Annotated in this window: 25 protein-coding genes; 12 read left to right on the top strand and 13 right to left on the bottom strand. The window is 59.6% G+C overall.

Annotation, left to right across the window (positions count from 1 at the left end):
• Positions 1-44: 44 nt before the first annotated feature.
• Complete coding sequence (gene pyk, locus L901_RS09395) at positions 45-1,484, bottom strand: pyruvate kinase (protein WP_059755838.1); 1,440 nt, start codon at positions 1,482-1,484, stop codon at positions 45-47.
• The gene (locus L901_RS09390) at positions 1,484-1,870 is read right to left on the bottom strand and encodes a DUF1036 domain-containing protein (protein ID WP_020012242.1); all 387 of its coding nucleotides are present in this window, start codon (positions 1,868-1,870) and stop codon (positions 1,484-1,486) included. The genes pyk and L901_RS09390 overlap by 1 nt, the downstream gene beginning before the upstream one ends.
• Positions 1,871-2,161: 291 nt before the next feature.
• Between L901_RS09390 and L901_RS09385 the strand changes: the two genes are divergently transcribed.
• The 3 genes from L901_RS09385 (at position 2,162) to L901_RS09375 (ending at position 3,676) form a co-directional block, all read left to right on the top strand.
• Positions 2,162-2,950: an N-formylglutamate amidohydrolase gene (locus L901_RS09385; RefSeq protein WP_020012241.1), complete on the top strand. Its 789-nt coding sequence runs from the start codon at positions 2,162-2,164 to the stop codon at positions 2,948-2,950.
• A gap of 15 nt (positions 2,951-2,965) precedes the next feature.
• Positions 2,966-3,271 (top strand): DUF1244 domain-containing protein, encoded by a 306-nt coding sequence (locus L901_RS09380; RefSeq protein ID WP_059755835.1) that lies wholly within the window; start codon positions 2,966-2,968, stop codon positions 3,269-3,271.
• A gap of 147 nt (positions 3,272-3,418) precedes the next feature.
• Complete coding sequence (locus tag L901_RS09375; protein ID WP_026364047.1) at positions 3,419-3,676, top strand: DUF2312 domain-containing protein; 258 nt, start codon at positions 3,419-3,421, stop codon at positions 3,674-3,676.
• 42 nt (positions 3,677-3,718) lie between these two features.
• Here the strand turns inward: L901_RS09375 and L901_RS09370 are convergent, their stop codons facing one another.
• From L901_RS09370 to L901_RS09345, 6 genes are all read right to left on the bottom strand, one after another.
• The gene (locus L901_RS09370; RefSeq protein WP_059755832.1) at positions 3,719-4,288 is read right to left on the bottom strand and encodes a hypothetical protein; all 570 of its coding nucleotides are present in this window, start codon (positions 4,286-4,288) and stop codon (positions 3,719-3,721) included.
• Between the two features lie 46 nt (positions 4,289-4,334).
• Positions 4,335-4,955 carry a hypothetical protein gene (locus L901_RS09365; protein ID WP_059755830.1) on the bottom strand — a complete coding sequence of 207 codons (621 nt, stop codon included), beginning with the start codon at positions 4,953-4,955 and terminating at the stop codon, positions 4,335-4,337.
• Between the two features lie 101 nt (positions 4,956-5,056).
• The gene (gene ykgO / locus L901_RS09360) at positions 5,057-5,182 is read right to left on the bottom strand and encodes a type B 50S ribosomal protein L36 (RefSeq protein ID WP_003497670.1); all 126 of its coding nucleotides are present in this window, start codon (positions 5,180-5,182) and stop codon (positions 5,057-5,059) included.
• 147 nt (positions 5,183-5,329) lie between these two features.
• Entirely contained in the window at positions 5,330-6,406 is a 1,077-nt protein-coding gene (locus L901_RS09355) for a 5-(carboxyamino)imidazole ribonucleotide synthase (RefSeq protein ID WP_059755827.1), read from the bottom strand.
• Between the two features lie 11 nt (positions 6,407-6,417).
• A complete protein-coding gene (purE, locus tag L901_RS09350; RefSeq protein ID WP_035212960.1) occupies positions 6,418-6,885 on the bottom strand; it encodes a 5-(carboxyamino)imidazole ribonucleotide mutase in 468 nt (155 codons plus the stop codon).
• Positions 6,886-6,933: 48 nt separating this feature from the next.
• A complete protein-coding gene (locus tag L901_RS09345) occupies positions 6,934-7,137 on the bottom strand; it encodes a YdcH family protein (RefSeq protein WP_003497661.1) in 204 nt (67 codons plus the stop codon).
• A gap of 235 nt (positions 7,138-7,372) precedes the next feature.
• Here L901_RS09345 and L901_RS26190 point away from each other — a divergent pair, with 235 nt between their 5' ends.
• Positions 7,373-7,549, top strand: a complete 177-nt coding sequence (locus L901_RS26190; protein WP_003506164.1) for a YdcH family protein — start codon at positions 7,373-7,375, stop codon at positions 7,547-7,549.
• Positions 7,550-7,652: 103 nt separating this feature from the next.
• Here L901_RS26190 and L901_RS09340 read toward each other — a convergent pair whose 3' ends face one another.
• A complete protein-coding gene (locus L901_RS09340) occupies positions 7,653-8,417 on the bottom strand; it encodes a sulfite exporter TauE/SafE family protein (protein WP_003520365.1) in 765 nt (254 codons plus the stop codon).
• A 104-nt stretch (positions 8,418-8,521) separates the two neighbouring features.
• Between L901_RS09340 and L901_RS09335 the strand changes: the two genes are divergently transcribed.
• The 6 genes from L901_RS09335 (at position 8,522) to L901_RS09310 (ending at position 15,237) form a co-directional block, all read left to right on the top strand.
• Positions 8,522-9,175, top strand: a complete 654-nt coding sequence (locus L901_RS09335; protein WP_059755871.1) for a thiamine phosphate synthase — start codon at positions 8,522-8,524, stop codon at positions 9,173-9,175.
• Between the two features lie 8 nt (positions 9,176-9,183).
• A complete protein-coding gene (locus L901_RS09330; RefSeq protein ID WP_059755824.1) occupies positions 9,184-10,284 on the top strand; it encodes a tetratricopeptide repeat protein in 1,101 nt (366 codons plus the stop codon).
• A gap of 164 nt (positions 10,285-10,448) precedes the next feature.
• Positions 10,449-11,249 (top strand): inositol monophosphatase family protein, encoded by an 801-nt coding sequence (locus L901_RS09325; RefSeq protein WP_035262908.1) that lies wholly within the window; start codon positions 10,449-10,451, stop codon positions 11,247-11,249.
• Between the two features lie 201 nt (positions 11,250-11,450).
• Positions 11,451-12,467 carry a hypothetical protein gene (locus L901_RS09320; protein ID WP_003520359.1) on the top strand — a complete coding sequence of 339 codons (1,017 nt, stop codon included), beginning with the start codon at positions 11,451-11,453 and terminating at the stop codon, positions 12,465-12,467.
• A 2-nt stretch (positions 12,468-12,469) separates the two neighbouring features.
• Positions 12,470-13,501: a peptidoglycan -binding protein gene (locus L901_RS09315; protein ID WP_035262896.1), complete on the top strand. Its 1,032-nt coding sequence runs from the start codon at positions 12,470-12,472 to the stop codon at positions 13,499-13,501.
• Between the two features lie 89 nt (positions 13,502-13,590).
• The gene (locus L901_RS09310; RefSeq protein WP_059755822.1) at positions 13,591-15,237 is read left to right on the top strand and encodes an FAD-binding dehydrogenase; all 1,647 of its coding nucleotides are present in this window, start codon (positions 13,591-13,593) and stop codon (positions 15,235-15,237) included.
• A 1-nt stretch (position 15,238) separates the two neighbouring features.
• Here the strand turns inward: L901_RS09310 and L901_RS09305 are convergent, their stop codons facing one another.
• On the bottom strand, positions 15,239-17,038 hold the full coding sequence (locus tag L901_RS09305) for an ABC transporter transmembrane domain-containing protein (protein ID WP_059755819.1): 1,800 nt from the start codon (positions 17,036-17,038) through the stop codon (positions 15,239-15,241).
• Positions 17,039-17,297: 259 nt separating this feature from the next.
• Between L901_RS09305 and rpmE the strand changes: the two genes are divergently transcribed.
• The gene (gene rpmE, locus L901_RS09300; RefSeq protein ID WP_003497640.1) at positions 17,298-17,519 is read left to right on the top strand and encodes a 50S ribosomal protein L31; all 222 of its coding nucleotides are present in this window, start codon (positions 17,298-17,300) and stop codon (positions 17,517-17,519) included.
• A gap of 157 nt (positions 17,520-17,676) precedes the next feature.
• Here the strand turns inward: rpmE and L901_RS09295 are convergent, their stop codons facing one another.
• The 3 genes from L901_RS09295 to L901_RS09285 form a co-directional block, all read right to left on the bottom strand.
• Positions 17,677-18,192: a DUF1465 family protein gene (locus tag L901_RS09295; RefSeq protein ID WP_035262902.1), complete on the bottom strand. Its 516-nt coding sequence runs from the start codon at positions 18,190-18,192 to the stop codon at positions 17,677-17,679.
• Between the two features lie 404 nt (positions 18,193-18,596).
• A complete protein-coding gene (locus tag L901_RS09290) occupies positions 18,597-18,788 on the bottom strand; it encodes a DUF1192 domain-containing protein (protein ID WP_003506186.1) in 192 nt (63 codons plus the stop codon).
• Entirely contained in the window at positions 18,785-20,074 is a 1,290-nt protein-coding gene (locus L901_RS09285; protein WP_035262904.1) for an MFS transporter, read from the bottom strand. The genes L901_RS09290 and L901_RS09285 overlap by 4 nt, the downstream gene beginning before the upstream one ends.
• A gap of 137 nt (positions 20,075-20,211) precedes the next feature.
• Here L901_RS09285 and L901_RS27375 point away from each other — a divergent pair, with 137 nt between their 5' ends.
• Entirely contained in the window at positions 20,212-20,367 is a 156-nt protein-coding gene (locus L901_RS27375; RefSeq protein ID WP_003520354.1) for a hypothetical protein, read from the top strand.
• Positions 20,368-20,400 lie beyond the last annotated feature (33 nt).

Here is a 20,400-nt window from a genome sequence, read left to right as displayed (position 1 = left end):
CCCCGCCGTTACCGGCGGGTTTTTTTATGCGGGATATTGAAGCTTTAGACGCCGCTCTGGCCGTCCGAGCCGATATAGGCAATGCGCACCATGTTGGTTGCGCCGGGGGTGCCGAGCGGCACGCCTGCGGAGATGATGATGCGATCGCCCGGCTTGCCGAAACCTTCGGAAACAACGATGCGACAAGCGCGGTTCACCATGTCGTCAAGGTCGCTGGCATCGCCGGTGACGACGCAATGGAGGCCCCAGACGACCGACAGGCGGCGTGCGGTCTGGATGATCGGCGACAGCGCAATGATCGGCACCTGCGGCCGTTCGCGCGCGGCGCGCAGGCCGGTCGTGCCCGAGGAGGTATAGGTGACGATTGCCGCAAGCTTCAGCGTTTCGGCAATCTGGCGGGCGGCAAGTGAAATGGCGTCGGCGCCGGTCGGTTCCGGCTGGGCGCGCTGCGCATAGATGATATTGGAATAATAGGGGTCCTGCTCCACCGTGCTGGCAATGGAGGCCATGGTGGAAACCGCTTCGACCGGATAGTCGCCGGAGGCGGATTCAGCAGAGAGCATGATGGCGTCCGCGCCTTCGAAGACGGCGGTGGCGACGTCGGAGACTTCGGCGCGGGTCGGCACAGGCGCGGTGATCATCGATTCCAGCATCTGCGTGGCGACCACGACCGGCTTGCCGGCGCGGCGGCAGGCGCGGGTCAGCTGCTTCTGGATGCCCGGAACGGCTTCCAGCGGCATTTCGACGCCGAGATCGCCACGGGCGACCATCAGCGCGTCGGAAAGTTCGATGATTTCCTCGATGCGCTCGACAGCCTGCGGCTTTTCGATCTTGGACATCAGGCCGACGCGGCCGCGTGCGATCTTGCGCACTTCGGCCAGGTCTTCCGGACGCTGGACGAAGGAAAGCGCCACCCAGTCGACTTCGCCTGTGGCGAGAACGGCATCGAGATCAACGCGGTCCTTGTCGGTCAGAACGCCGACGCCGAGCAGCGTATCGGGCAGGCTGATGCCCTTGCGGTCGGAAATGCGGGTGCCGGAAATGACGGTGGTGACGATGCTTTTGCCGTCGCTCTTTTCAGCGCGCAGATGCAGCTTGCCGTCGTCGATCAGCAGGCGATGGCCGGGCTTGACCGCCTCGAGAATTTCCGGATGGGGAAGGAAAACGCGGGTGTTGTCACCGGGCGTGTCGTTATTGTCCAGCGTGAAGGCCTGGCCCGGAACGAGTTCGACCTTGCCTTCGGCGAATTTTCCGACGCGCAGCTTGGGACCCTGCAGGTCGGCCAGAATGCCGATGGGGCGGCCGGTACGGCTCTCGACAGAACGGATACGCTGAATGAGCGTCCGCATCACGTCGTGGCTCGCATGGCTCATGTTGATCCGGAAAAGATCTGCGCCAGCAAGATGCAGCTTCTCGATCATCGCCTCTTCGGAAGAGGCCGGGCCGAGAGTTGCAAGAATTTTGACTTTGCGGTTACGCTTCATCAGTTTTGATTTCCCTGTGTGCCTGGCGTATCGGAGAGCTGGACCATCCAGCTGCCCTGTCTGCCCGTGTCATATTCCTTGAAACCCATTCTCTGGAAGCTGCGGGCAAAACAATCGTCCACGCCGTTGATCTTGAACTCGTTTTCCGCCACGCACATGTTGACGTCACCGGTCCAGCGGCCGCCATGGGCGGCATCTTCGGCATAGAGATAATAATAACGTGACTGCAGCTCACCCTCGATCAGCGTCGCGCAGGTCGAGGAGGGGACCTGCCACCAGCCTTCGCTGACCCAGCCCTCCTGTGCCCGGTAGCCGATTGCGACCCCCACGAGGTTCTGCGTGCTGTTGCACACGCGAAAATCCGCATGCGCGGGCGCCGCGATCATGAACGGGGTCAGAAACAATGCCGCTGCGGAAAAAAGACGGGCGATATGCCGAAAGTGGCGAGGAAGAGCGAGAGATGACTGAGTCACGGCTTCCATCCGGATTCCATGGTTATAATGAACACACTTCTTGGCGTGGCCGCCCAAGAAAGTCAACGCGATTTTAATCGATTATATTGTTCGTGGGATCGTGAGTGCGATAAGGTAGATGGCTGTTCTTTCGCCGCAACTTGCGCCCGGCCTCAAGCCATGCCATCAAGCTTCTCTCCTCAATCCTGCCCCAGAAAATCATCGATGAACGACTTCATACCCTATGAAATCATAGAAGGCGATTATGACAAAGGCATGGTTCTTCTGGCGGACCATGCCATGAACCTCCTGCCGGCACACTACGGCAAACTTGGCCTTCCGCAAACCGCTTTTCATCGCCATATCGCATTTGATATCGGTATAGAGGGGCTGACACGCTCACTTGCCGCGCGCCTTGGCGTGCCGGCGGTGCTTGGGCGGTTTTCCCGGCTGCTCATCGATCCGAATCGCGGCGAGGATGATCCCACTCTCATCATGAAGATTTCGGACGGAGCGATCATCCCCGGCAACCATCCGATTTCGGACGAGGAATGGCAAAGGCGGATCGAGATTTTTCACCGGCCCTATCACAATGCCGTGGACCGTGTGCTGACCGGCGTGGCCGAGGCCTCGGAAGAAGCGCCGCTGGTTCTGTCGCTGCATTCCTACACGCCGTTCTGGAAGGAAACGCCGCGGCCATGGCATGCGGCGGTTCTGTGGGATACGGATCATCGCGCGGTCGATCCGCTCCTGGCGCATCTGCGGGCCACGGGCGACATCCTCGTCGGTGACAACGAACCCTATGACGGGGCGCTCAAGGGCGATACCATGTATCGCCATTGCATGATGAAGGGCATACCGCATGCGCTTCTCGAGGTTCGGCAGGATCTGATTGCGAACGAAGAGGGGATCGCCGAATGGTCGGACCGGCTCGCTCCCATTTTCGCCGCAATGAACGACGATCCCGTCCTGCATGAATATCAGCTGTTCGCCTCCCGCACCGGCCCCTATTGAGCCTGGAGTTTTGCCATGACGAATGAGAACGACAATCGGCAGGTCGAATTCGAGGCGGCGGCATTTCGCCGTCTCGTGCAGCACCTTCGCGAACGTCACGACGTGCAGAACATCGACCTGATGAATCTCGCCGGCTTTTGCCGCAACTGCCTGTCCAACTGGTACCGGGAAGCGGCCGAGGAGGCCGGTGTTCCGCTCAGCAAGGAAGAGTCCCGGGAAATCGTCTACGGCATGCCCTATGAGGACTGGAAGGAAAAATATCAGGCGGAGGCGAGTGATGCCCAGAAAGCCGCCTTTGAGCAGAACAGGCCCAGGGAATAACCCCGATCGACGGAAACGACTTGACGCGACGCCTTTCAGTGGGCAGTTCACAGGCCGGAATTCTGCTGCCCGCCGGCAGCGACCGGCGAAGGCTTCGCCCGGAAATAATGAACAAGGCTCGCATGCGGGCCGTCAATAAAGGATGACATGATGGACGATACCAGCACCACCGAAACCGTCGCCGCCGCAGAACTGCGCCAGATTATTGAACGGATTGAACGTCTGGAAGAAGAAAAGGCTGCCATTCAGGGCGATATCAAGGACGTAATCGGTGAGGCCAAAGGCCGTGGTTACGATACCAAAGCGATCCGCACCATTATCCGCTTGCGCAAGAAGGACGCCAACGAGCGTATCGAGGAAGAAACCATTCTTCAGACGTATATGGCTGCGCTTGGCATGGAGTAATCAACAGCTGGCTGTGGGGCGACTTCCGGGTGCGCCCTGCAGCTAAATCTTATTGTCCAACACGTCCTTGTTGGCGATAAGAAGCTCCAGGATCTTTTCACTTACGAATTTGTGCTCTTTTGACAATTCGGCTTGGCGCTCTTCCGCGGATCGCGAAATCTCTGCAAACATAACGACTGTAAACAAAAACTCCTCGAAACCGCCTGACCGGGTCACTTCGGATGTGGCGCGTTCCGTTGTGAGAGTACGAAACAAATTGCGCTTCTCTTCGTCCGAAACGTGGAATACCAGTTTGTGCGCAAACCTGTTCCGTAAGTTATTGACGGCCCTTAGAACATTGCCGAATTCATCACGAAAATATCCCAGCGCCTGACATAGGCTGAGTTTCTCAGCGAACGATCTGTGGCCGTTGAAATATGAGGCGGGATGATCGAGATGCGTGTTCAAAACTTCAGTGACGATGTGATCCAGATAGATATGGGCGACGATGAGTTTCCCCCAATCCTCAGTCACGGAAATTCGATCTATGAACTCGCTTATATCGAAACTCGGATTGTCTCCGATGGAGTTTAAAAGACTTTCGGCTGCTTTAAATTCATTCTGCTCTGCCAAAATATAGCCCTGCTAAATCCAATAAATAAAATCAGTGGTATCGATATCAGCCGCGCGTGCCGGCCAGCTTTTCCGAAAGGTCGACGGCCTCCTTGCGGGCGTCCTTGTCGGCGGGGTAAAGCGCCAGATAGCGCTCCCAGGCCTTCAACGCCAGCTCCTCTCGGCCCGAGGCTTCGAGGATGTTGGCGAGGCTTGCCAGCGCCGGGAAATAGCGCGGCTCCCTTTCCAGCGTCAGGTTGATATCCGCCATTGCCTTGCGGGTGTCGCCATCGGCAAAATGCACCATGGCGCGGCGATAGGGCGCTTGCACATAGTCCGGATCGAGCAGAATGACCTGGTCGAGAAAATCGTAAGCGGCGGCGTTGCGCTTTTCGTCGGCGGCTTCGCCCGCCCATTGCATCAGCAGATTGACCGTCGCGCTGCCGGAATCATTCCATTCGGAGGCGATCTGATTGGCGATGCTGCGCGCCTTGACCGCATTCCGTTCTTTTTTCAGCGATGCGAAAAGCGTGTCGATCGTCTTGGCGGGTGAAGGCGCGGAGTCCGCAACAGCAGGCGATTGCCCGTCCGCCGCATGGGCAATGGTAGCCGTTCCCGGAAGCGGGAGGCTTGAAAACAGGAAGCCCTGGACGAGGATGATAGCCGTGCAAAAACGATTTGGGCGCATGGGCTAAAGCTTAACCCGACTGCGCCCAATATCAAATGCAAACTTCTGCTCTGTCAACAAAGTGATCCGCGAGCCTGATCGCGAACCGCAGTCGCAGTCAATCAGCCCTGACGAGCCTTGAAGCGCGGGTTCTGCTTGTTGATGATGTAGACGCGGCCCTTGCGGCGAACCAGGCGGTTATCGCGATGACGGGCCTTAAGCGCTTTAAGCGAATTCTTGATCTTCATTTTACTGGTCCGCAGTTTTGCACGGTTTCTGCCGTGCTTATTCAAACAATCAAAAGCGCGCAACGGGGCGCGCTCTTTTCGGTTGGCAGGCAGATACCCGTTTGAGCCCTGCCTGTCAACACTTGCCCGTGTCTTTGCCTTAAAAGACTAGGCTTTTCCTGTGCGCAAAAGCTCGGTCACATGACCCATCTTGCGGCCCGGCCGTGCTTCCGTCTTGCCGTAGAGATGCACGAGACAGTCTTTTTTCGACAGCCATGCCGGTACATCGTCGATGTCGTCGCCGATGAGGTTGGTCATGACGCAATCCGAATGGCGATCCGTGCTGCCGGGCGTAAGGCCCGATACGGCCCGGATATGCTGTTCGAATTGCGAGATTACGCAGGCCGCCTCCGTCCAGTGGCCGGTATTGTGAACGCGTGGTGCCATTTCATTGGCGACCAGCGAACCATCCGGCAGGACGAAAAACTCGATGCCGATGACGCCGACGTAATCGAGCGCGGCCAGAAGCTTCTCTGCTGACTCCACGGCGACCGCTTTCGCGGCATTGGAGAGCGCTGCCGGAATGGTTGATGTGTGCAGAATGCCGTTCAGATGAACGTTCTCGGCCGGATCGTAACAGGTGACGGTCCCATCCAGGAAACGGGCGGCAATGATCGAAATTTCCCGCTCGAAGGAGATGAAGCTCTCGAGAATCAGCGGCACGCCGCCGAGCGCCGCAAAGGCGCCTGTAAGGTCTTCCCCACCGCGGAAAAGACGCTGGCCCTTGCCGTCATAACCCATGCGGCGGGTCTTCAGCACGCCCTTGCCGCCGAAGGCGGCCAATGCGGCCTCCAGCTCTTCCTGGCTGTCCACGGCGCGGAAATCGGCGGTCGGGATGCCGCAGCCGTTGAGGAAGCGTTTTTCCGTCAACCGGTCCTGCGAGGCGCTGAGCGCTTTCGGAGGCGGATAGACGGGCACGGAGAGGCCGAGCTTTTCGGCGGCCGCGACAGGCACGTTCTCGAATTCGTAGGTCACGACATCGCAACGGCTTGCGAGTTCCGCAAGCGCGTTTTCATCGTCATATTCCGCCACGATCTGCTCGTTGCAGGCCTGTGCAGCCGGACAATCGGCCTGCGGTTCCAGTACGATGGTACGGTGGTTGAGACGGGCTGCGGCCATCGCCAGCATACGCCCGAGCTGCCCGCCACCGATGATGCCGATGGTCAGGTCGGTCGTCTTTGCCATCACTTTTGTCGTCACTGGGCGCTGTCCATGGGATATTCCGCGACAGCCGCCGACTGGCGCGCACGCCAGGCATCCAGCCGGTCGGCGAGGTCCTCGTCGCTCAGCGCCAGCACCGCGGCGGCGAGAAGGGCCGCATTGATCGCGCCGGCCTTGCCGATGGCGAGCGTGCCGACCGGAATGCCGGCGGGCATCTGCACGATGGAATAGAGGCTGTCCTGACCGGACATTGTCTTGGACTGAACCGGAACGCCGAAGACCGGAAGCGGCGTCATCGAGGCCGTCATGCCCGGCAGATGAGCGGCGCCGCCCGCACCGGCGATGATGACCTTGAAGCCTTCGTCCTTCGCGCCATTGGCGAAGTCATAAAGCCGGTCCGGGGTGCGGTGGGCGGAAATGATGCGGGCTTCGTATTCGATGTCGAGCGCATCCAGCGTATCGGCGGCGTTCTTCATGGTCTCCCAGTCGGACTGGCTGCCCATGATGATGGCGACGGGGGGCGTTTCTGCTGTCACGTAATGTCTCCGGGCTCAGGCGATGATATCGGGAATGACCTGGTCTTCGAGCTGGGTCATCTTGTCCTTGACGGCCAGCTTCTTCTTTTTCATGCGCTGTATTCTCAGCGCATCGCAGCTGGTCTGGATCATCGCGTTGATCGCCGCGTCATAATCCTCATGCTCCTGGCGCAGCCGCGCCAGCGTGAGCCTGATGTCCGCCTGGTCCTGATCGGGCATCTCGTCATCCCCATTTTATGCCAGCCGGAGAGTGTCCGGCGCGTATGTCATCCGTTCTGGAGGCTCTATCATCAAATCGCGGTAACGGGAAGTTATCCCTTGCGACCAAATTGCCCACTTATTGCCTTCATTTCGCCTTCGACAAGCCGGTCGATCCGTGTCACATTGTCGTCGCAAACCTGAAACTCCAGCGATGGAGAGCTGGAGGTAGGTTCAAAAAGGAAGGACGTGCCGCATGACCATTCAGGCTCATATTGCATCGCTCGAAAAGAAACACGGTGCTCTGGAGGAGGAGCTCGAAAGTATTCTTGCTTCCCCGTCGTCTGACGATAGAGAGATCGCGGACCTTAAACGTCGAAAACTGCGCCTGAAGGATGAACTGCAGAGGCTCAAGGCCTCGACAAGACATTGATTTATGCCAGCCCGTCGGCCCTCGATGAATGAAGGGTCGACGGTCTGAGCCTTTCGAGCTCTGGCGGCGAAAACCTGCTGCCAGAGCTTTTTTATTGTCGGATTTAGAATGGCAGTCCGTCCCACAGCAGTTTAAGCGCTGCAATCAGCGCCATGGCATACATGAGTGGGTAAAACACGGCGGGTTTCAGATATTTCACCACCCTGGCGCCGGCAAGCGTCGCCAGCATCGCCACCGGCAGCAGGCTTGCCGATGTCTTGAGGTTGGTGGCGTCCAGCGCGCCGAGCGCGAAATAGGGAATGAGCTTGATCGCATTCATGATGGCGAAGAAGCGCACGCTCATGCCGGTATAGGTCTTTGGATCGAGCTTCAGCGGCAGAACATAGATCTGGAAGGGCGGACCGCCCGCATGCGCCACGAAACTCGCATAACCCGACAGGCTGGACCAGAGGGTCGCAGCCGCCGGTCTTTGCGGCTTGGCCGGGATTTCCTGGCCCTTGCGGCTTTTGAAGCTCTCATAGAAATAACGCAGCACGAACAGGATCGTGACAGAGGCGACGACAAGGCGCATGGCGTCCGCGGAAATGAGGCTTGAAGTCGCCCAGCCGAGCGCGATACCGGCGATTGCGCCCGGCAGCATGATGAGGAGCGTTTCCCGGTGGTTGTAGTGCCGCCAGGCAAAAAGCGCCACGATATCCATGACGATCAGGATCGGCAGGAAGATGGCCGCCGCCTGCACGGGCGATACCGCAAGCGCCATCAGCGGCACGCCCATCAGGGCGAGAGCGCCGCCCAGCCCGCCCTTGGAAAGGCCGACGAGCACGACTGCGGGGATGGCGACGAGATAAAAATGAAAATCGGTGAGCATGGATGGACGGTTGATCCTTTCGCCGGTCCGGTTTATCGGATTTGTCATATGAAAACGAGTGCAGATTGCGCGGTAAGCGTCTTCTGTCTGAAATGGACGAACCGATGACCCTAGTTGAAGATCGTTGCCGCCTTGTCCTGATCGTTCCGCAATCGGACGACGCGCAAAAGCAGGCGACAGAGGTGGAAGACGCATTGCGGGGCGGCGATGTCGCTTCCGTCATCATTCCGCAATATGGTCTGGATGACGCCGCTTTCCAGAAACGCGCCGAGCTGATCGTGCCGGTTGTCCAGAAGGCAGGTGCGGCAGCGCTCATCGCCGGTGACAGCCGCGTTGCCGGTCGCGTGAAGGCGGATGGCCTGCATGTGGTTGGCAATGGCGAGGCGCTTGCCGAGGCCGTGGAAAAATTCACGCCGAAGCTCATCGTCGGCGGCGGTAATGCGGATGACCGTCACAAGGCGCTGGAGCAGGGCGAGGCCAATCCGGATTATGTGTTTTTCGGAAAGCTCGAAGGCGACATCAAGCCGGAGGCCCACCCCAAAAACCTGGCGCTCGGCGAGTGGTGGGCCTCGATGATCGAAATCCCCGCCATCGTCATGGGTGGTACGGATATTTCCTCGGTGGTTGCCGTGGCCGAAACCGGTGTGGAGTTCGTGGCGATGCGCAGCGGTGTTTTCGATAACGCCAGTGGCGCTGCCCAGGCCGTTTCTGAAATCAACGCCCTGCTTGACGAAAAAGCGCCACGGTTTGACGGTTGATACAGGCGATGATCATGCGCTCGGTTCACCTCTGCCTTTCCGTTTCGCTGCTGGCGCTCGCTTTCGGCGCGCCGACGGGTGTCGCTTTTGCCCAGTCCGGGCCGCAGAGCGAAAGCAATGCGCTTTCCCGCCAGCTGGAAAATGAGGCTCAGCCGACCCGTCAGGGCAGGGTGCAATCGGAAGAGCAAAAGGACTTGCAGCCCTCTGCAGGCGTGAATGTCTATCAGCGCATGGGCGCGGAATTGCCGGCGCTGCCGCCTGAAAAGGAATTCAAGGGCAGGGTCGACGAAGCTTACGGGCATTTCCAGCGCGGCGAATATGTGCAGGCGCTCGACAAGGCGCTGAACCGCGCGCAGAACGGTGACGCAGCCGCCCAGACGCTGGTGGCGGAAATGATGTCGCGTGGTCTGGGCATCGCCCGTGACGAGAAGACGGCTGCTTTCTGGTACCAGCAGGCGGCTCAGGGTGGCGATCCCGTCGCCATGTTCAAATTCGCGCTGATCCTGATGGAAGGCAAATTCGTCACCCGCGACAAGGCGAAAGCCGACGATTTCATGCGCCGTGCGGCGGAAGCCGGCAACGCCTCTGCCCAGTTCAACTGGGGTCAGATACTGGTTTCGGAAAATCCCGGCGCCAAGGGTCTTTTGATGGCTTTGCCGTTCTATGAGAAATCCGCTGAACAGGGCATTGCCGATGCGCAATATGCGGTGTCGCAGATTTACTGGTCGCTCAAGGATGTGCCGGCCGAGAAGAAGGCAAAGGCGCGGGACTGGCTGACACGGGCCGCGAAGGCGGGATACGATACCGCGCAGGTCGATCTCGGCATCTGGCTGGTCAATGGTTTCGGCGGTGAGCGCAATCTGGATGAGGGCTTCCGCTGGCTCTACGGTGCGGCACAGCGCGGCAATGTCGTGGCGCAGAACAAGGTGGCGCATCTTTACATTCAGGCGCTCGGCACCCGGCCCGATCCGGTCGAAGCGGCCAAATGGTATGTGCTTTCTCGCCGCGCCGGGCTGAAGGATCCGTCTCTCGAGGACTTTTATCTCGGCATCACCGACGAGCAGCAGAAGAAGGCGATTGAGGCCGCAAATCGTTTCCGCCCGACGTGATGGAAGGGGAGCCTTCCTGCGCTGGCATTGACCCATGGGCTTTTTGCCTTGAATTTCCGCGCGTTTTGTGGTCTTGAACCGCAAACTTTCAATTCAAGAAAATAATGACGTGCCTGCCTGGTGAGCTTCCGGGCGGTTCGCAAGCTTTCCAGGAAACAACATCGATGGCCCGTTCAGCCCTTCTCAATGTCATGGTTCAGGCCGCCATCAAGGCGGGTAAGTCTTTGTCGCGTGACTTCGGTGAAGTGCAGAACCTTCAGGTCTCGGTCAAGGGACCGAGCGATTTCGTCTCGCAGGCGGACCTGAAAGCCGAGAAGATCGTGCGCGACGAGCTGATGAAGGCCCGCCCGACCTATGACTTCCTGGGTGAAGAAGGCGGCGAGGAAAAAGGCACGGACGGCGCACATCGCTGGATCGTCGATCCGCTGGATGGCACCACCAACTTCCTGCACGGCATTCCGCATTTCGCGGTTTCCATCGCGCTCGAGCGTAACGGTGAAGTCGTCGCCGGCGTGATCTTCAATCCGGCCACCGACGAACTCTACACTGCCGAGCGCGGCGGCGGTGCGTTCCTCAACGATCGCCGCATCCGCGTCGCTGCGCGCAAGGCGCTAACGGATTGCGTCATCGGCTGCGGCGTGCCGCATCTCGGCCGCGGCAATCACGGCAAGTTCCTCGTTGAACTTCGCCACGTCATGGGTGAGGCAGCCGGCATCCGCCGCATGGGTGCGGCTTCGCTCGATCTCGCTTATGTCGCCGCTGGTCGTCTGGATGGTTTCTGGGAAGCCGATCTTTCGCCCTGGGACATGGCGGCAGGTCTGGTGCTGATTCGTGAAGCCGGTGGTTTCGCCTCCGACATCAAGGGCGGTACGGATATCTTCGGCAGCAGCTCCGTCGCTGCCGGTAACGAATATATCCACAAGGCGCTCGTAGAGGTCGCCAACCGTCCCATTCCGGGCCGCTGATTGGTTTTCGGCGGAAAACCTGCCGTTTTCTGCAAGTTTTAGACGCCCGGCGAATATTCGCCGGGTGTTTTTGTTTTCCGTCATCCGGTTCCAGGCTGTTTTCGTGAAACGCCTGTGACGAAAGACCGGCTTTTCGCTTCAAATCGTCGCAATTTTCAAATAGCTTCCGCTGGATACCTGACCAGAGGGAATGCGAACGTTATGGCGGATTCGGAGCTGCTCGATCTTGGCGTCGAGAAACCGGTGACCACACGGCAATACAGCCACAAGCTGTCCAGCCCGACACCGTTTCTCTGGACGATGGTTCTGTTTCTGATCCTCGTGGGCTTTCTGGCGGCCATTCTTTACCGGCAGGCCCACACCGCCTTCATGACCAATCCGGGGCTCAACGGCTTCATTCTCGGCGTGCTGGCCATCGGCATCATTCTGGTGTTCACGCAGACGATGAGCCTGCGTTCCGAAGTTCGCTGGTTCAATGCCTTTCGTGCTGCCGGCAGCGTCGAAAAGGTCGGCCGTGCGCCCAAGCTCCTTGCGCCGATGAGCACGCTGATCGGCAAGCGTGGCGAAGTCCGGCTCTCTGCCGTTACGCAAAGGACGATCCTCGATTCCATCGCGACGCGCCTAGACGAGACGCGTGACACATCGCGTTATCTTGTCGGCCTGCTGGTGTTTCTCGGCCTGCTCGGCACCTTCTGGGGCCTGATCGGCACAATTGGCGCCATCAGTAACGTTATCCAGTCGCTCGATCCGAGCGCCGGCGACAGCAACGATATTCTCGGCTCCCTCAAGGCCGGCCTGACTGCGCCGCTGGCGGGCATGGGAACGGCCTTTTCCTCGTCGCTGCTCGGTCTTTCGGGGTCGCTGATTCTCGGTTTCCTCGATCTTCAGGCCGGCCGCGCCCAGAACCGTTTTTATACCCAGCTCGAAAACTGGCTTTCCTCGGTGACGGATACGACGGAAGGGCCGCGGGAGTTCAAGGGCGAACCCGGCGCCGTGGTCAGCACCGAGCGCTCGCTTGCGGCCATGACCAGCCTTGCCGAAGGCATTCAGGGCCTGGTCAAGAACATGCGCAGCGAACAGCAGATGTTGCGTGACTGGATCGAAGCGCAACAGGAAGAATCGAAATCGCTCCGCCGCACGCTCGACCGGCTGTCGGCGCGGATCGACAGCGACACGAAATCTTCCGGACGCACCCGGCACGATAACGGGAGCGAGTAGCCATGGCGCTTGCGCGCAACCGCCGCCGCGACAGGGGTGTGGATTATTGGCCGGGTTTCGTCGATGCGCTGTCGACGCTGCTCATGGCCATCATGTTTCTGCTCACGGTCTTCGTGCTGGCGCAATTCGTTCTGTCGCGGGAAATCACCGGCAAGGACGAGGTGCTAACACGCCTCAACAGCCAGATTGCCGAATTGACCGAACTTCTGGCCATGGAAAAAGGCAACAAGCAGGATATTGAGGACGCACTCGCGAGCCTGCAATCCACCCTGGCCGCATCCGAAAACGAGCGCTCGCGCCTGCAGTCGCTTCTCGATGCGGGATCTGGCAACAACGCAAGCGCCAATGCCCGGATCGGTAGCCTGACCGGCGAACTGGACGACCAGAAACAGGCCAATTCCCGTGCCTCCGCGCAGATTGAATTGCTCAACCAGCAGATTGCGGCGCTGAGAGCGCAGATCGCCTCGGTGGAAGCCGCGCTTCAGGCCTCGGAAGCCAAGGACGCCTCTTCTCAGGTCAAGATCGCCGATCTCGGCCGCCGCCTCAATGTCGCGCTGGCGCAGCGGGTGCAGGAACTGAACCGCTATCGCTCGGATTTCTTCGGGCGGCTGCGCGAAATCCTGTCGGACCGCGAAAACATCCGCATCGTCGGTGACCGGTTCGTCTTCCAGTCCGAAGTGCTCTTCCCCTCCGGCGGCAATGAACTCAACCCGGAAGGGCAGGCGGAGATGGAGAAGCTGGCTGTCGCGCTGCTCGATCTCGCCAAGGAAATCCCGGCGGAGATCAACTGGGTGCTGCGCGTGGATGGCCATACGGATAATGTCCAGCTTTCCGGTTCCGGGCGTTACCGGGACAATTGGGAACTCTCCTCGGCCCGCGCCACCTCGGTGGTGAAATTCCTGATCTCCAAGGGCGTGCCGGCAAATCGGCTGGTCGCCGCCGGTTTCGGCGAATATCAGCCGATTGCCGAAGGCGATACGCCGGAAGCACGGCAGCAAAACCGCCGTATCGAACTCAAGCTTACCGAGCGCTGAAATCGCGGACCGCGTCATCGCGGTTGCCTTCTGATGAAAGTAAATTTACGTTCGCGTAAAAGTAATTCCGTCATATCTGGGAGGGGCTGATGGAAGGCTATGATGTGATCGTTGTCGGTGCGGGGCTTGCCGGGCTGGTGGCGGCAACCGAGGCGGCTGAGCGGGGTTTCAGCGTCTGCGTCGTGGATCAGGAAGGCGAGCAGAACCTTGGCGGGCAGGCCTTCTGGTCGCTGGGCGGACTGTTTTTCGTCGATAGTCCCGAACAGCGCCGGATGCGGGTGCGAGACAGTCTCGATCTTGCAAGACAGGACTGGCTCGGTTCGGCCGGTTTCGACCGTCCGGAGGATTATTGGCCGCGCCGCTGGGCGGAGGCCTATCTCGATTTTGCTGCCGGTAAGAAACGCGAATGGCTGCACCGCATGGGCATGCGCTGGTTTCCCGTTGTCGGCTGGGCCGAGCGCGGTGGCAGCCTTGCCCACGGCCATGGCAATTCCGTTCCGCGTTTCCATGTAACCTGGGGCACGGGTCCGGGCGTACTTGCACCCTTCATCGAAAAGGCGAAGGCCATGGGGGCAACAGGCCGGCTGACCTTTCGCTTTCGCCACCGGGTCGATCATCTGGAGATTGCCGATGGTCGGGTGACCGGTGTTTCAGGTGCGGTTCTAGCGTCCGACCCGGTGCAACGTGGGCAGGAGAGCAGCCGGGAAGAGCAGGGCGATTTTAACTTCGCCGCTGCGGCGGTTATCGTCAGCTCCGGCGGTATCGGCGGCAATCAGGAACTGGTGCGGCGCAACTGGCCGGTGGAACGGTTGGGCGAGCCTCCTGCCAGCATGGTCTGCGGTGTTCCCGCGCATGTGGATGGCCGCATGATCGCCATTACGGAAACCGCCGGCGGAGCCGTCATCAACCGTGACCGCATGTGGCATTATACCGAGGGTGTGAAGAACCACGATCCGATCTGGCCGGGTCACGGTATCCGCATCCTGCCCGGCCCCTCGTCCTTCTGGTGCGATGCGGACGGAAACCGCCTCGCCGCCCCCGCCATGCCGGGTTTCGATACGCTCGGCACGCTTAAAATGCTGGGCGAACGCGGCAGCGGCCATAGCTGGTTCATTCTGACCAAGGCGATCATCAAGAAGGAATTTGCGCTTTCAGGCTCGGAACAGAATCCGGATCTGACCGGCAAGGATATAAGGCTGCTGCTCAAAAGGTTGGGCAAGGAACCGCCGGGACCGGTGCGTGCCTTCATGGAGCGCGGCGAAGATTTCGCCGTTCGGGATACGCTGGAAGAACTCGTGACGGCGATGAATGCCATCAGCGACGACGACCGGCTGAATATAGACCATATCCGCCATCAGATAGAAGCGCGCGACCGCGAAATCGAAAACGGTTTCAGCAAGGATGCGCAGGTAACGGCCATCCACGGCGCGCGCCGTTATCTCGGTGACCGGCTGATGCGGACGGCAAAACCGCACCGGCTGCTTGATCCCGCAATGGGACCGTTGATTGCCGTGCGGCTGCATGTGCTGACGCGCAAGACGCTTGGTGGCCTTCACACCGATCTTGAAGCACGGGTGCTAGATGCCGCCGGTGCGCCGGTTCCGGGCCTTTATGCCGCCGGCGAAGTGGCGGGTTTCGGTGGCGGCGGCATGCATGGCTATAATGCGCTGGAGGGCACGTTCCTTGGCGGATGCCTGTTTTCCGGCCGCGTTGCGGGGCGCAAAGTGCTGGCGTGATCTAGGCCTGGGCGCGCAATTCGTCCGGCCCGGTCTGGAATTGCAGCCGGGCAAGCCGCGCATAAAGGCCATTCTGGCGAATGAGGCTCTGATGAGTGCCTTCTTCGATGATGCGGCCCTCATCCATCACCAGAATACGGTCGGCTTTCAGCACGGTGGCAAGGCGATGGGCGATGACGATGGTGGTGCGGGTTTTCATCAGCTCATCGAGCGCCTTCTGCACCAGCGTTTCGCTTTCCGCATCCAGCGCCGAGGTGGCTTCGTCCAGCAGCAGGATTGGCGCATCGCGCAGGATGGCGCGGGCAATGGCGATGCGCTGGCGCTGGCCGCCGGAAAGCGTCACGCCGCGTTCACCCACCTGCGTATCATATCCGTCGGTGAGACGTTCGATGAAGCTATCGGCCTGTGCGGCGATGGCGGCGATGCGCACCTCCTCGCGTGTCGCGTCAGGTCGGCCAAAGGCGATATTGTCGTGGATGGAGGAGGCGAATATCGCCACATCCTGCGGAACGATGGACAGGCGCGCGCGCAGATCGGCAAGGGCGACGTCGCGAATATCCGTGCCATCGACGGTGATGCGGCCCTGCTGCGGATCGTAAAAGCGCATCAGCAGCGAAAAGACCGTGCTCTTGCCGGCACCGGAAGGCCCAACGATGGCGACGGTTTCGCCGGCGCTGACCTTGAAGGAGAGGCCGGAAACGATCGGCCGTCCTGTCGCGAGCGGATAGACGAAATCGACATTCTCGAATTCCGCCTCGCCGCGCGGCGGCTGCGGCATGGCGACGGGCACTGTGGGTTCCGCGACGGGCGAGTGCTCGTTCAGCAGTTCGGAAAGCCGTTCGGCCGCACCGCCCGCCTGCGCCAGTTCACCCCAGACTTCCGAGAGCTGACCGAGACCGCTTGCCGCGATGACCGAATAGAGCACGAACTGGCCGAGCGTACCGGCCGTCATAGTGCCCGACAGCACGCTTTGCGCGCCATACCAGAGAATGCCGACGACGCTGCCGAAGACCAGCGCGATGGCGACGGCGGTGAGGATGGAGCGGGCGCCGATGGCGGCGCGTGCGCCCTGATAGGCGGCTTCCACGGAGGCGCCATAACGGGCATTTGCCAGCACCTCGGCATTAAAAGACTGCACGGTGCGGCTCGCCGCAATCGTCTCGGAAGCATAGGCGGCGGAATTGGCCAATGTGTCCTGCGTGGTGCGGGAGCGGGCGCGAACCGAGCGCCCGAAGGCGATCAGCGGAAAAACGATGAAGGGAATGGCAAGCAGCGCAAGGCCGGAAAGGCCGGGGCTGGTATAGATCATCATCGCCACCGCGCCGCAGCACATGATGATGTTGCGCAGTGCCACCGAGGCGGACGAGCCAAAAGCCGAGCGAATCTGCACGGTATCGGCGGTCAGCCGCGAGGTCAGCTCGCCGGATCGATTGCTATCGAAAAACTGCTGCGACAGGGTGGTGAGATGGGCAAAGACATCGCGGCGCAGATCGGCAACGACCCTTTCACCGATGGTCATGACATAATAATAACGCATGGCGCTGGCGAGCGCGAGGACAACGGCAATCGCCAGAAGCATGGCGAAATAGCTGTTGATCATGCCGCCATCCGGCGTCTGGAAACCGTGATCGATAATGCGGCGAACGGCAAGCGGCAGGGCAAGTGTCGTGGCCGAAGAAAGCACGAGAGCGAAAAGGGCGGCCGCCATCAGGCCGCGATAGCGCCGGAGATAGGGAAACAGGCCAAGAAGCGGCTTCAGGCTTCTTTGTTTCGCCGCTTTCTGCTCGTCAATGTCTGCCACGTCCTCTATGCTCCTCGTCCCTGCCGTTTTGGGCCTTTTGCGGGTGAATTTCCGGTGTGGGGCAAAATTCCCGCCCCTTTGGCCATCTCCTTTCACAAGGGGATAGCAGGCTCTTGTTATCTGGGCGACCTTCATGTATAGGCTCCGCATCGAATTGGGAAGCCATAGCCCATCTGGTCTATGGCTTCATTTATTGAAATGGCTCAGTTGACGCAATTGCGGCAAATGGACCGCACGTCACTTAACCAGGAAGATTGTCATGAAGGCTGATATCCATCCCGATTATCACACGATCAAGGTGGTCATGACCGATGGCACCGAATACGAAACCCGCTCCACCTGGGGTTCGGAAGGCGCCGTCATGAACCTTGAAATCGACCCCAAGTCCCATCCGGCATGGACGGGCGGCAACCAGCAGCTTATGGACCGCGGTGGTCGCGTTTCCAAGTTCAACAAGCGTTTCGGCGGCCTCGGCCTCTGATCCTCTTGCGGACGGATCGTTTAAAAAAAAGCCCGGTTTTACCGGGCTTTTTTGTTGCCATTTTTCGGCGATGGCGCTCGCGCCCGCGTAGCACGCAAAAGAAAAAAGCAGGCCGGTGAGCCTGCTTTTCAAATTGTCCGGATAAGGTCGTCTTTTCTCAGTTGATCGAGAAAGCCGTGCGCAGAAGGTTGAGCTGCGCCTGCACGCTGTTTTCATTGTCCGGCACCTTGGCGGCTTCGGACGGGCGATAGATTTCGCGGTCGAGCAGGGCGATGCGGTTCTGGAGACGCAGCGAGCGCTCGATGAGATCGCGGAAGGACTCCGGCAGGTCGTTCCAGCCGGGCGCGTTGCGGTCGACGTTGAAGCTGTCGAGTCGCACCTTGTTCTTTTCGTTCAGAACCTGATCGCGCGTCATTTCGCCGTTGTTGACGGCGCGCTGCAGAAGCAGCCAGGAGGCCATCTGCATCAGGCGGGTGGTGAGGCGCATCGATTCCGCCGCATAAAGCACCGAGGCCATGCGCGGCAGCACCTTGGAGGCGGCGCGGCCGGCACCGTCGAGATAACTTGCCGTTTCCTCAACCAAGGTCATGCCTTCGGTATAAAGGGTCTTGAACTGGTTGGAAGCAGCCGCGCGACCCGCAAAGCTTATGGTATTTAAAACCTGTTCCGACATTTTCTTTAAATCCCTGCTCACGCACCACACTGTCAGGCAACGACGACCCGGATATTTTGTTCCGGCCTTTAGTGTTTTCAGGATGGTATCTTTACCTGAAATGCGCAAGGCAATTATTAAAGAAGGGTTAATACCCACAGTTTTACGGAAACCGGCCAGCGGCAAAAAAAGAGCCGCGAAAGCGGCTCTCAAGGTAAAACAGGGAGAAAAATCAGACCAATTCGCCGTATGGAGAAGATGCCTGAGGTCCAGAAGAACTGGACATGTATAGTAATCTCTCAGAAAGCTTAATTTTTGGTTAATGGTAAACGAAAGACTGCCCCGTAATATTCATTTTCGGGCACTGGCTGAGCCTTAGCTTACGGCAGCGGAAGTGCAGTCGTGTGTCTATTCTGCAGTGCGCATCAGGATCGGAAGAGATTTTCCGCCGCCTGCCTTCCGGCGGATTTCCGTGTCCTCTCCTCTTCGAGTCGGGTGATTTCGGCTTGCAGAAGATCGATACGGCTGCTCAGCTCGTCCACGGAAAGAAGGCTGAGATCGCCTCCGATCTCATGCGCTGCCGGTTTTTGCGGACGGTCATCGTCAAAGAGGCTCATATGCCTGCTCCTTTTTCCACATAGTCGCCATCGTCGCCTGGATATTGCGGCGCGCGTGGGTCAAGCGCAATACTTTCCGGCGTGACGAGCGGTGAGGGCGTCGTTGGCATCATCGTCGAGAAATTGTCTTTTTCCTCGGTGGAAAGCGCAGCGCGCCGGCGGCTTCTGATGATGGCATAGGCGGTGATGAGCAGATGCGCCACAGCCGTCACCAGGAACAGCGCATAGGGGCCGAAATGGGTCATGATCGCGCCGCCGAGCGTCGGGCCGATGATGGTGCCGATGCCGTAAAGCAGCAGCAGACCACCGGAAACCTTGACGAAGTCTTCCGATGCGGCGAAGTCGTTGGCATGGGCCACGGCGATGGGATAGAGCGCGTTGGCGGCGGCGCCATAAATGGCGATCATCGAAATCAGCACATAGACATCATGCGGCTGGACCACCGCGACAGCCAGGCCCGCGACCGCGCCAAGCCCGGCCAACCCGGCCAGCACGTAGCGGCGGTCTATCCGGTCTGAAAGCCGGCCTGCGGGAAATTGCGCCAGCGCACCGACGAAAATCGTGACGGACACCATGATGGCGATCATGGTCGGGTCCAGCCCTGCCCGCGCACCGAAGACGGCGCCGAGCGTACCGTAAGCGCCATTGGCAATGCCGATCATCAGAATGCCGATGAAGGAAACCGGTGAGTTGCGGTAAAGGGCCGGCAGATCCAGCTTCACCTTCTGCAACGGCTGTGGGCTCGCCGCCTTCGAAAGCGTCGCTGGCAAAATCGCGATGCAATAGATGATGCCGCAGATCATGAACAGCGAGGTATTGCTGATATCCCCCATCGGCACGATCATCTGCCCCGCCACGACGCCGAGCAGCGTGATGGCGATATAAAGCGAGAAGATCATGCCACGACTTTCATTGGTGGCGCGCTCATTCAGCCAGCTTTCGATAATCATCGAGGTTCCGGCCGTGCAGAAACCGGTAAGCGCGCGCAGCGCGATCCATGAGGTGTCGTCGATGATGAGGCCGGTCATCAGCACCGTCAGGCACACCAGCGCCACGAAGGACCCGAATGCCCGTACATGGCCAGCGCGGCGCACGATGGCAGGCGCGACAAAGCAACCGACGACGAATCCCGCCGCCCAGGAAGTGCCCAGAAAGCCAAGAATTTCATTGGAGTAACCTTCCGCCGAACCACGCACCGGCAGGACGAGGCCCTGAAGGCCGTTGCCGAGAAAAAGAAACAGAGTGCTGGATAAAAGAGCGAATACGGGTAGAAGATTTCTGCTCATGAAAACACTCTCATGCGTTCGGACGGACGGTCGGACAGGTCATAGGACGGGCGTTACCCGAATGAGTTGCACTCTTCTGGTGAACGGTAAAAATGTCCAGCCTGTGACGATGCAGAAATAAAGAAAAGGCTCAATAAATGACGAAGGCGATCGGCCTTTTTTTACTGCTGGCCATGGTGGTCCAGATCATCCGGCCGCTCGGTCTGCCGGGCCTGAAAAAAAGAGGCGATTGCTGGAAGATCGCGGTTGCCGCCTTTGTCATCTGGTCGGTGACGCTGCTTCTGCGCCCGTAACGAAAAAGCCGGCCGTCGGAATGGTTTCAAGGG

It is taken from the genome of Agrobacterium sp. D14, from assembly GCF_001526505.1.
Classification (GTDB): domain Bacteria; phylum Pseudomonadota; class Alphaproteobacteria; order Rhizobiales; family Rhizobiaceae; genus Agrobacterium; species Agrobacterium leguminum.
The sequence above is the reverse complement of the archived record's forward strand: the minus strand, read 5'-3'. Positions and strand labels throughout refer to the sequence as shown.

Excerpts from the sequence above, each read along its gene's own strand:
- pyk (WP_059755838.1), bottom strand. The coding sequence starts at position 1,484 with ATGAAGCGTAACCGCAAAGTCAAAATTCTTGCAACTCTCGGCCCGGCC.
- L901_RS09390 (WP_020012242.1), bottom strand. The coding sequence starts at position 1,870 with ATGATCGCGGCGCCCGCGCATGCGGATTTTCGCGTGTGCAACAGCACG.
- L901_RS09385 (WP_020012241.1), top strand. The coding sequence starts at position 2,162 with ATGAACGACTTCATACCCTATGAAATCATAGAAGGCGATTATGACAAA.
- L901_RS09380 (WP_059755835.1), top strand. The coding sequence starts at position 2,966 with ATGACGAATGAGAACGACAATCGGCAGGTCGAATTCGAGGCGGCGGCA.
- L901_RS09375 (WP_026364047.1), top strand. The coding sequence starts at position 3,419 with ATGATGGACGATACCAGCACCACCGAAACCGTCGCCGCCGCAGAACTG.
- L901_RS09365 (WP_059755830.1), bottom strand. The coding sequence starts at position 4,955 with ATGCGCCCAAATCGTTTTTGCACGGCTATCATCCTCGTCCAGGGCTTC.
- ykgO (WP_003497670.1), bottom strand. The coding sequence starts at position 5,182 with ATGAAGATCAAGAATTCGCTTAAAGCGCTTAAGGCCCGTCATCGCGAT.
- L901_RS09355 (WP_059755827.1), bottom strand. The coding sequence starts at position 6,406 with ATGGCAAAGACGACCGACCTGACCATCGGCATCATCGGTGGCGGGCAG.
- purE (WP_035212960.1), bottom strand. The coding sequence starts at position 6,885 with ATGGGCAGCCAGTCCGACTGGGAGACCATGAAGAACGCCGCCGATACG.
- L901_RS09345 (WP_003497661.1), bottom strand. The coding sequence starts at position 7,137 with ATGCCCGATCAGGACCAGGCGGACATCAGGCTCACGCTGGCGCGGCTG.
- L901_RS26190 (WP_003506164.1), top strand. The coding sequence starts at position 7,373 with ATGACCATTCAGGCTCATATTGCATCGCTCGAAAAGAAACACGGTGCT.
- L901_RS09340 (WP_003520365.1), bottom strand. The coding sequence starts at position 8,417 with ATGCTCACCGATTTTCATTTTTATCTCGTCGCCATCCCCGCAGTCGTG.
- L901_RS09335 (WP_059755871.1), top strand. The coding sequence starts at position 8,522 with ATGACCCTAGTTGAAGATCGTTGCCGCCTTGTCCTGATCGTTCCGCAA.
- L901_RS09330 (WP_059755824.1), top strand. The coding sequence starts at position 9,184 with ATGATCATGCGCTCGGTTCACCTCTGCCTTTCCGTTTCGCTGCTGGCG.
- L901_RS09325 (WP_035262908.1), top strand. The coding sequence starts at position 10,449 with ATGGCCCGTTCAGCCCTTCTCAATGTCATGGTTCAGGCCGCCATCAAG.
- L901_RS09320 (WP_003520359.1), top strand. The coding sequence starts at position 11,451 with ATGGCGGATTCGGAGCTGCTCGATCTTGGCGTCGAGAAACCGGTGACC.
- L901_RS09315 (WP_035262896.1), top strand. The coding sequence starts at position 12,470 with ATGGCGCTTGCGCGCAACCGCCGCCGCGACAGGGGTGTGGATTATTGG.
- L901_RS09310 (WP_059755822.1), top strand. The coding sequence starts at position 13,591 with ATGGAAGGCTATGATGTGATCGTTGTCGGTGCGGGGCTTGCCGGGCTG.
- rpmE (WP_003497640.1), top strand. The coding sequence starts at position 17,298 with ATGAAGGCTGATATCCATCCCGATTATCACACGATCAAGGTGGTCATG.
- L901_RS09295 (WP_035262902.1), bottom strand. The coding sequence starts at position 18,192 with ATGTCGGAACAGGTTTTAAATACCATAAGCTTTGCGGGTCGCGCGGCT.
- L901_RS09290 (WP_003506186.1), bottom strand. The coding sequence starts at position 18,788 with ATGAGCCTCTTTGACGATGACCGTCCGCAAAAACCGGCAGCGCATGAG.
- L901_RS09285 (WP_035262904.1), bottom strand. The coding sequence starts at position 20,074 with ATGAGCAGAAATCTTCTACCCGTATTCGCTCTTTTATCCAGCACTCTG.
- L901_RS27375 (WP_003520354.1), top strand. The coding sequence starts at position 20,212 with ATGACGAAGGCGATCGGCCTTTTTTTACTGCTGGCCATGGTGGTCCAG.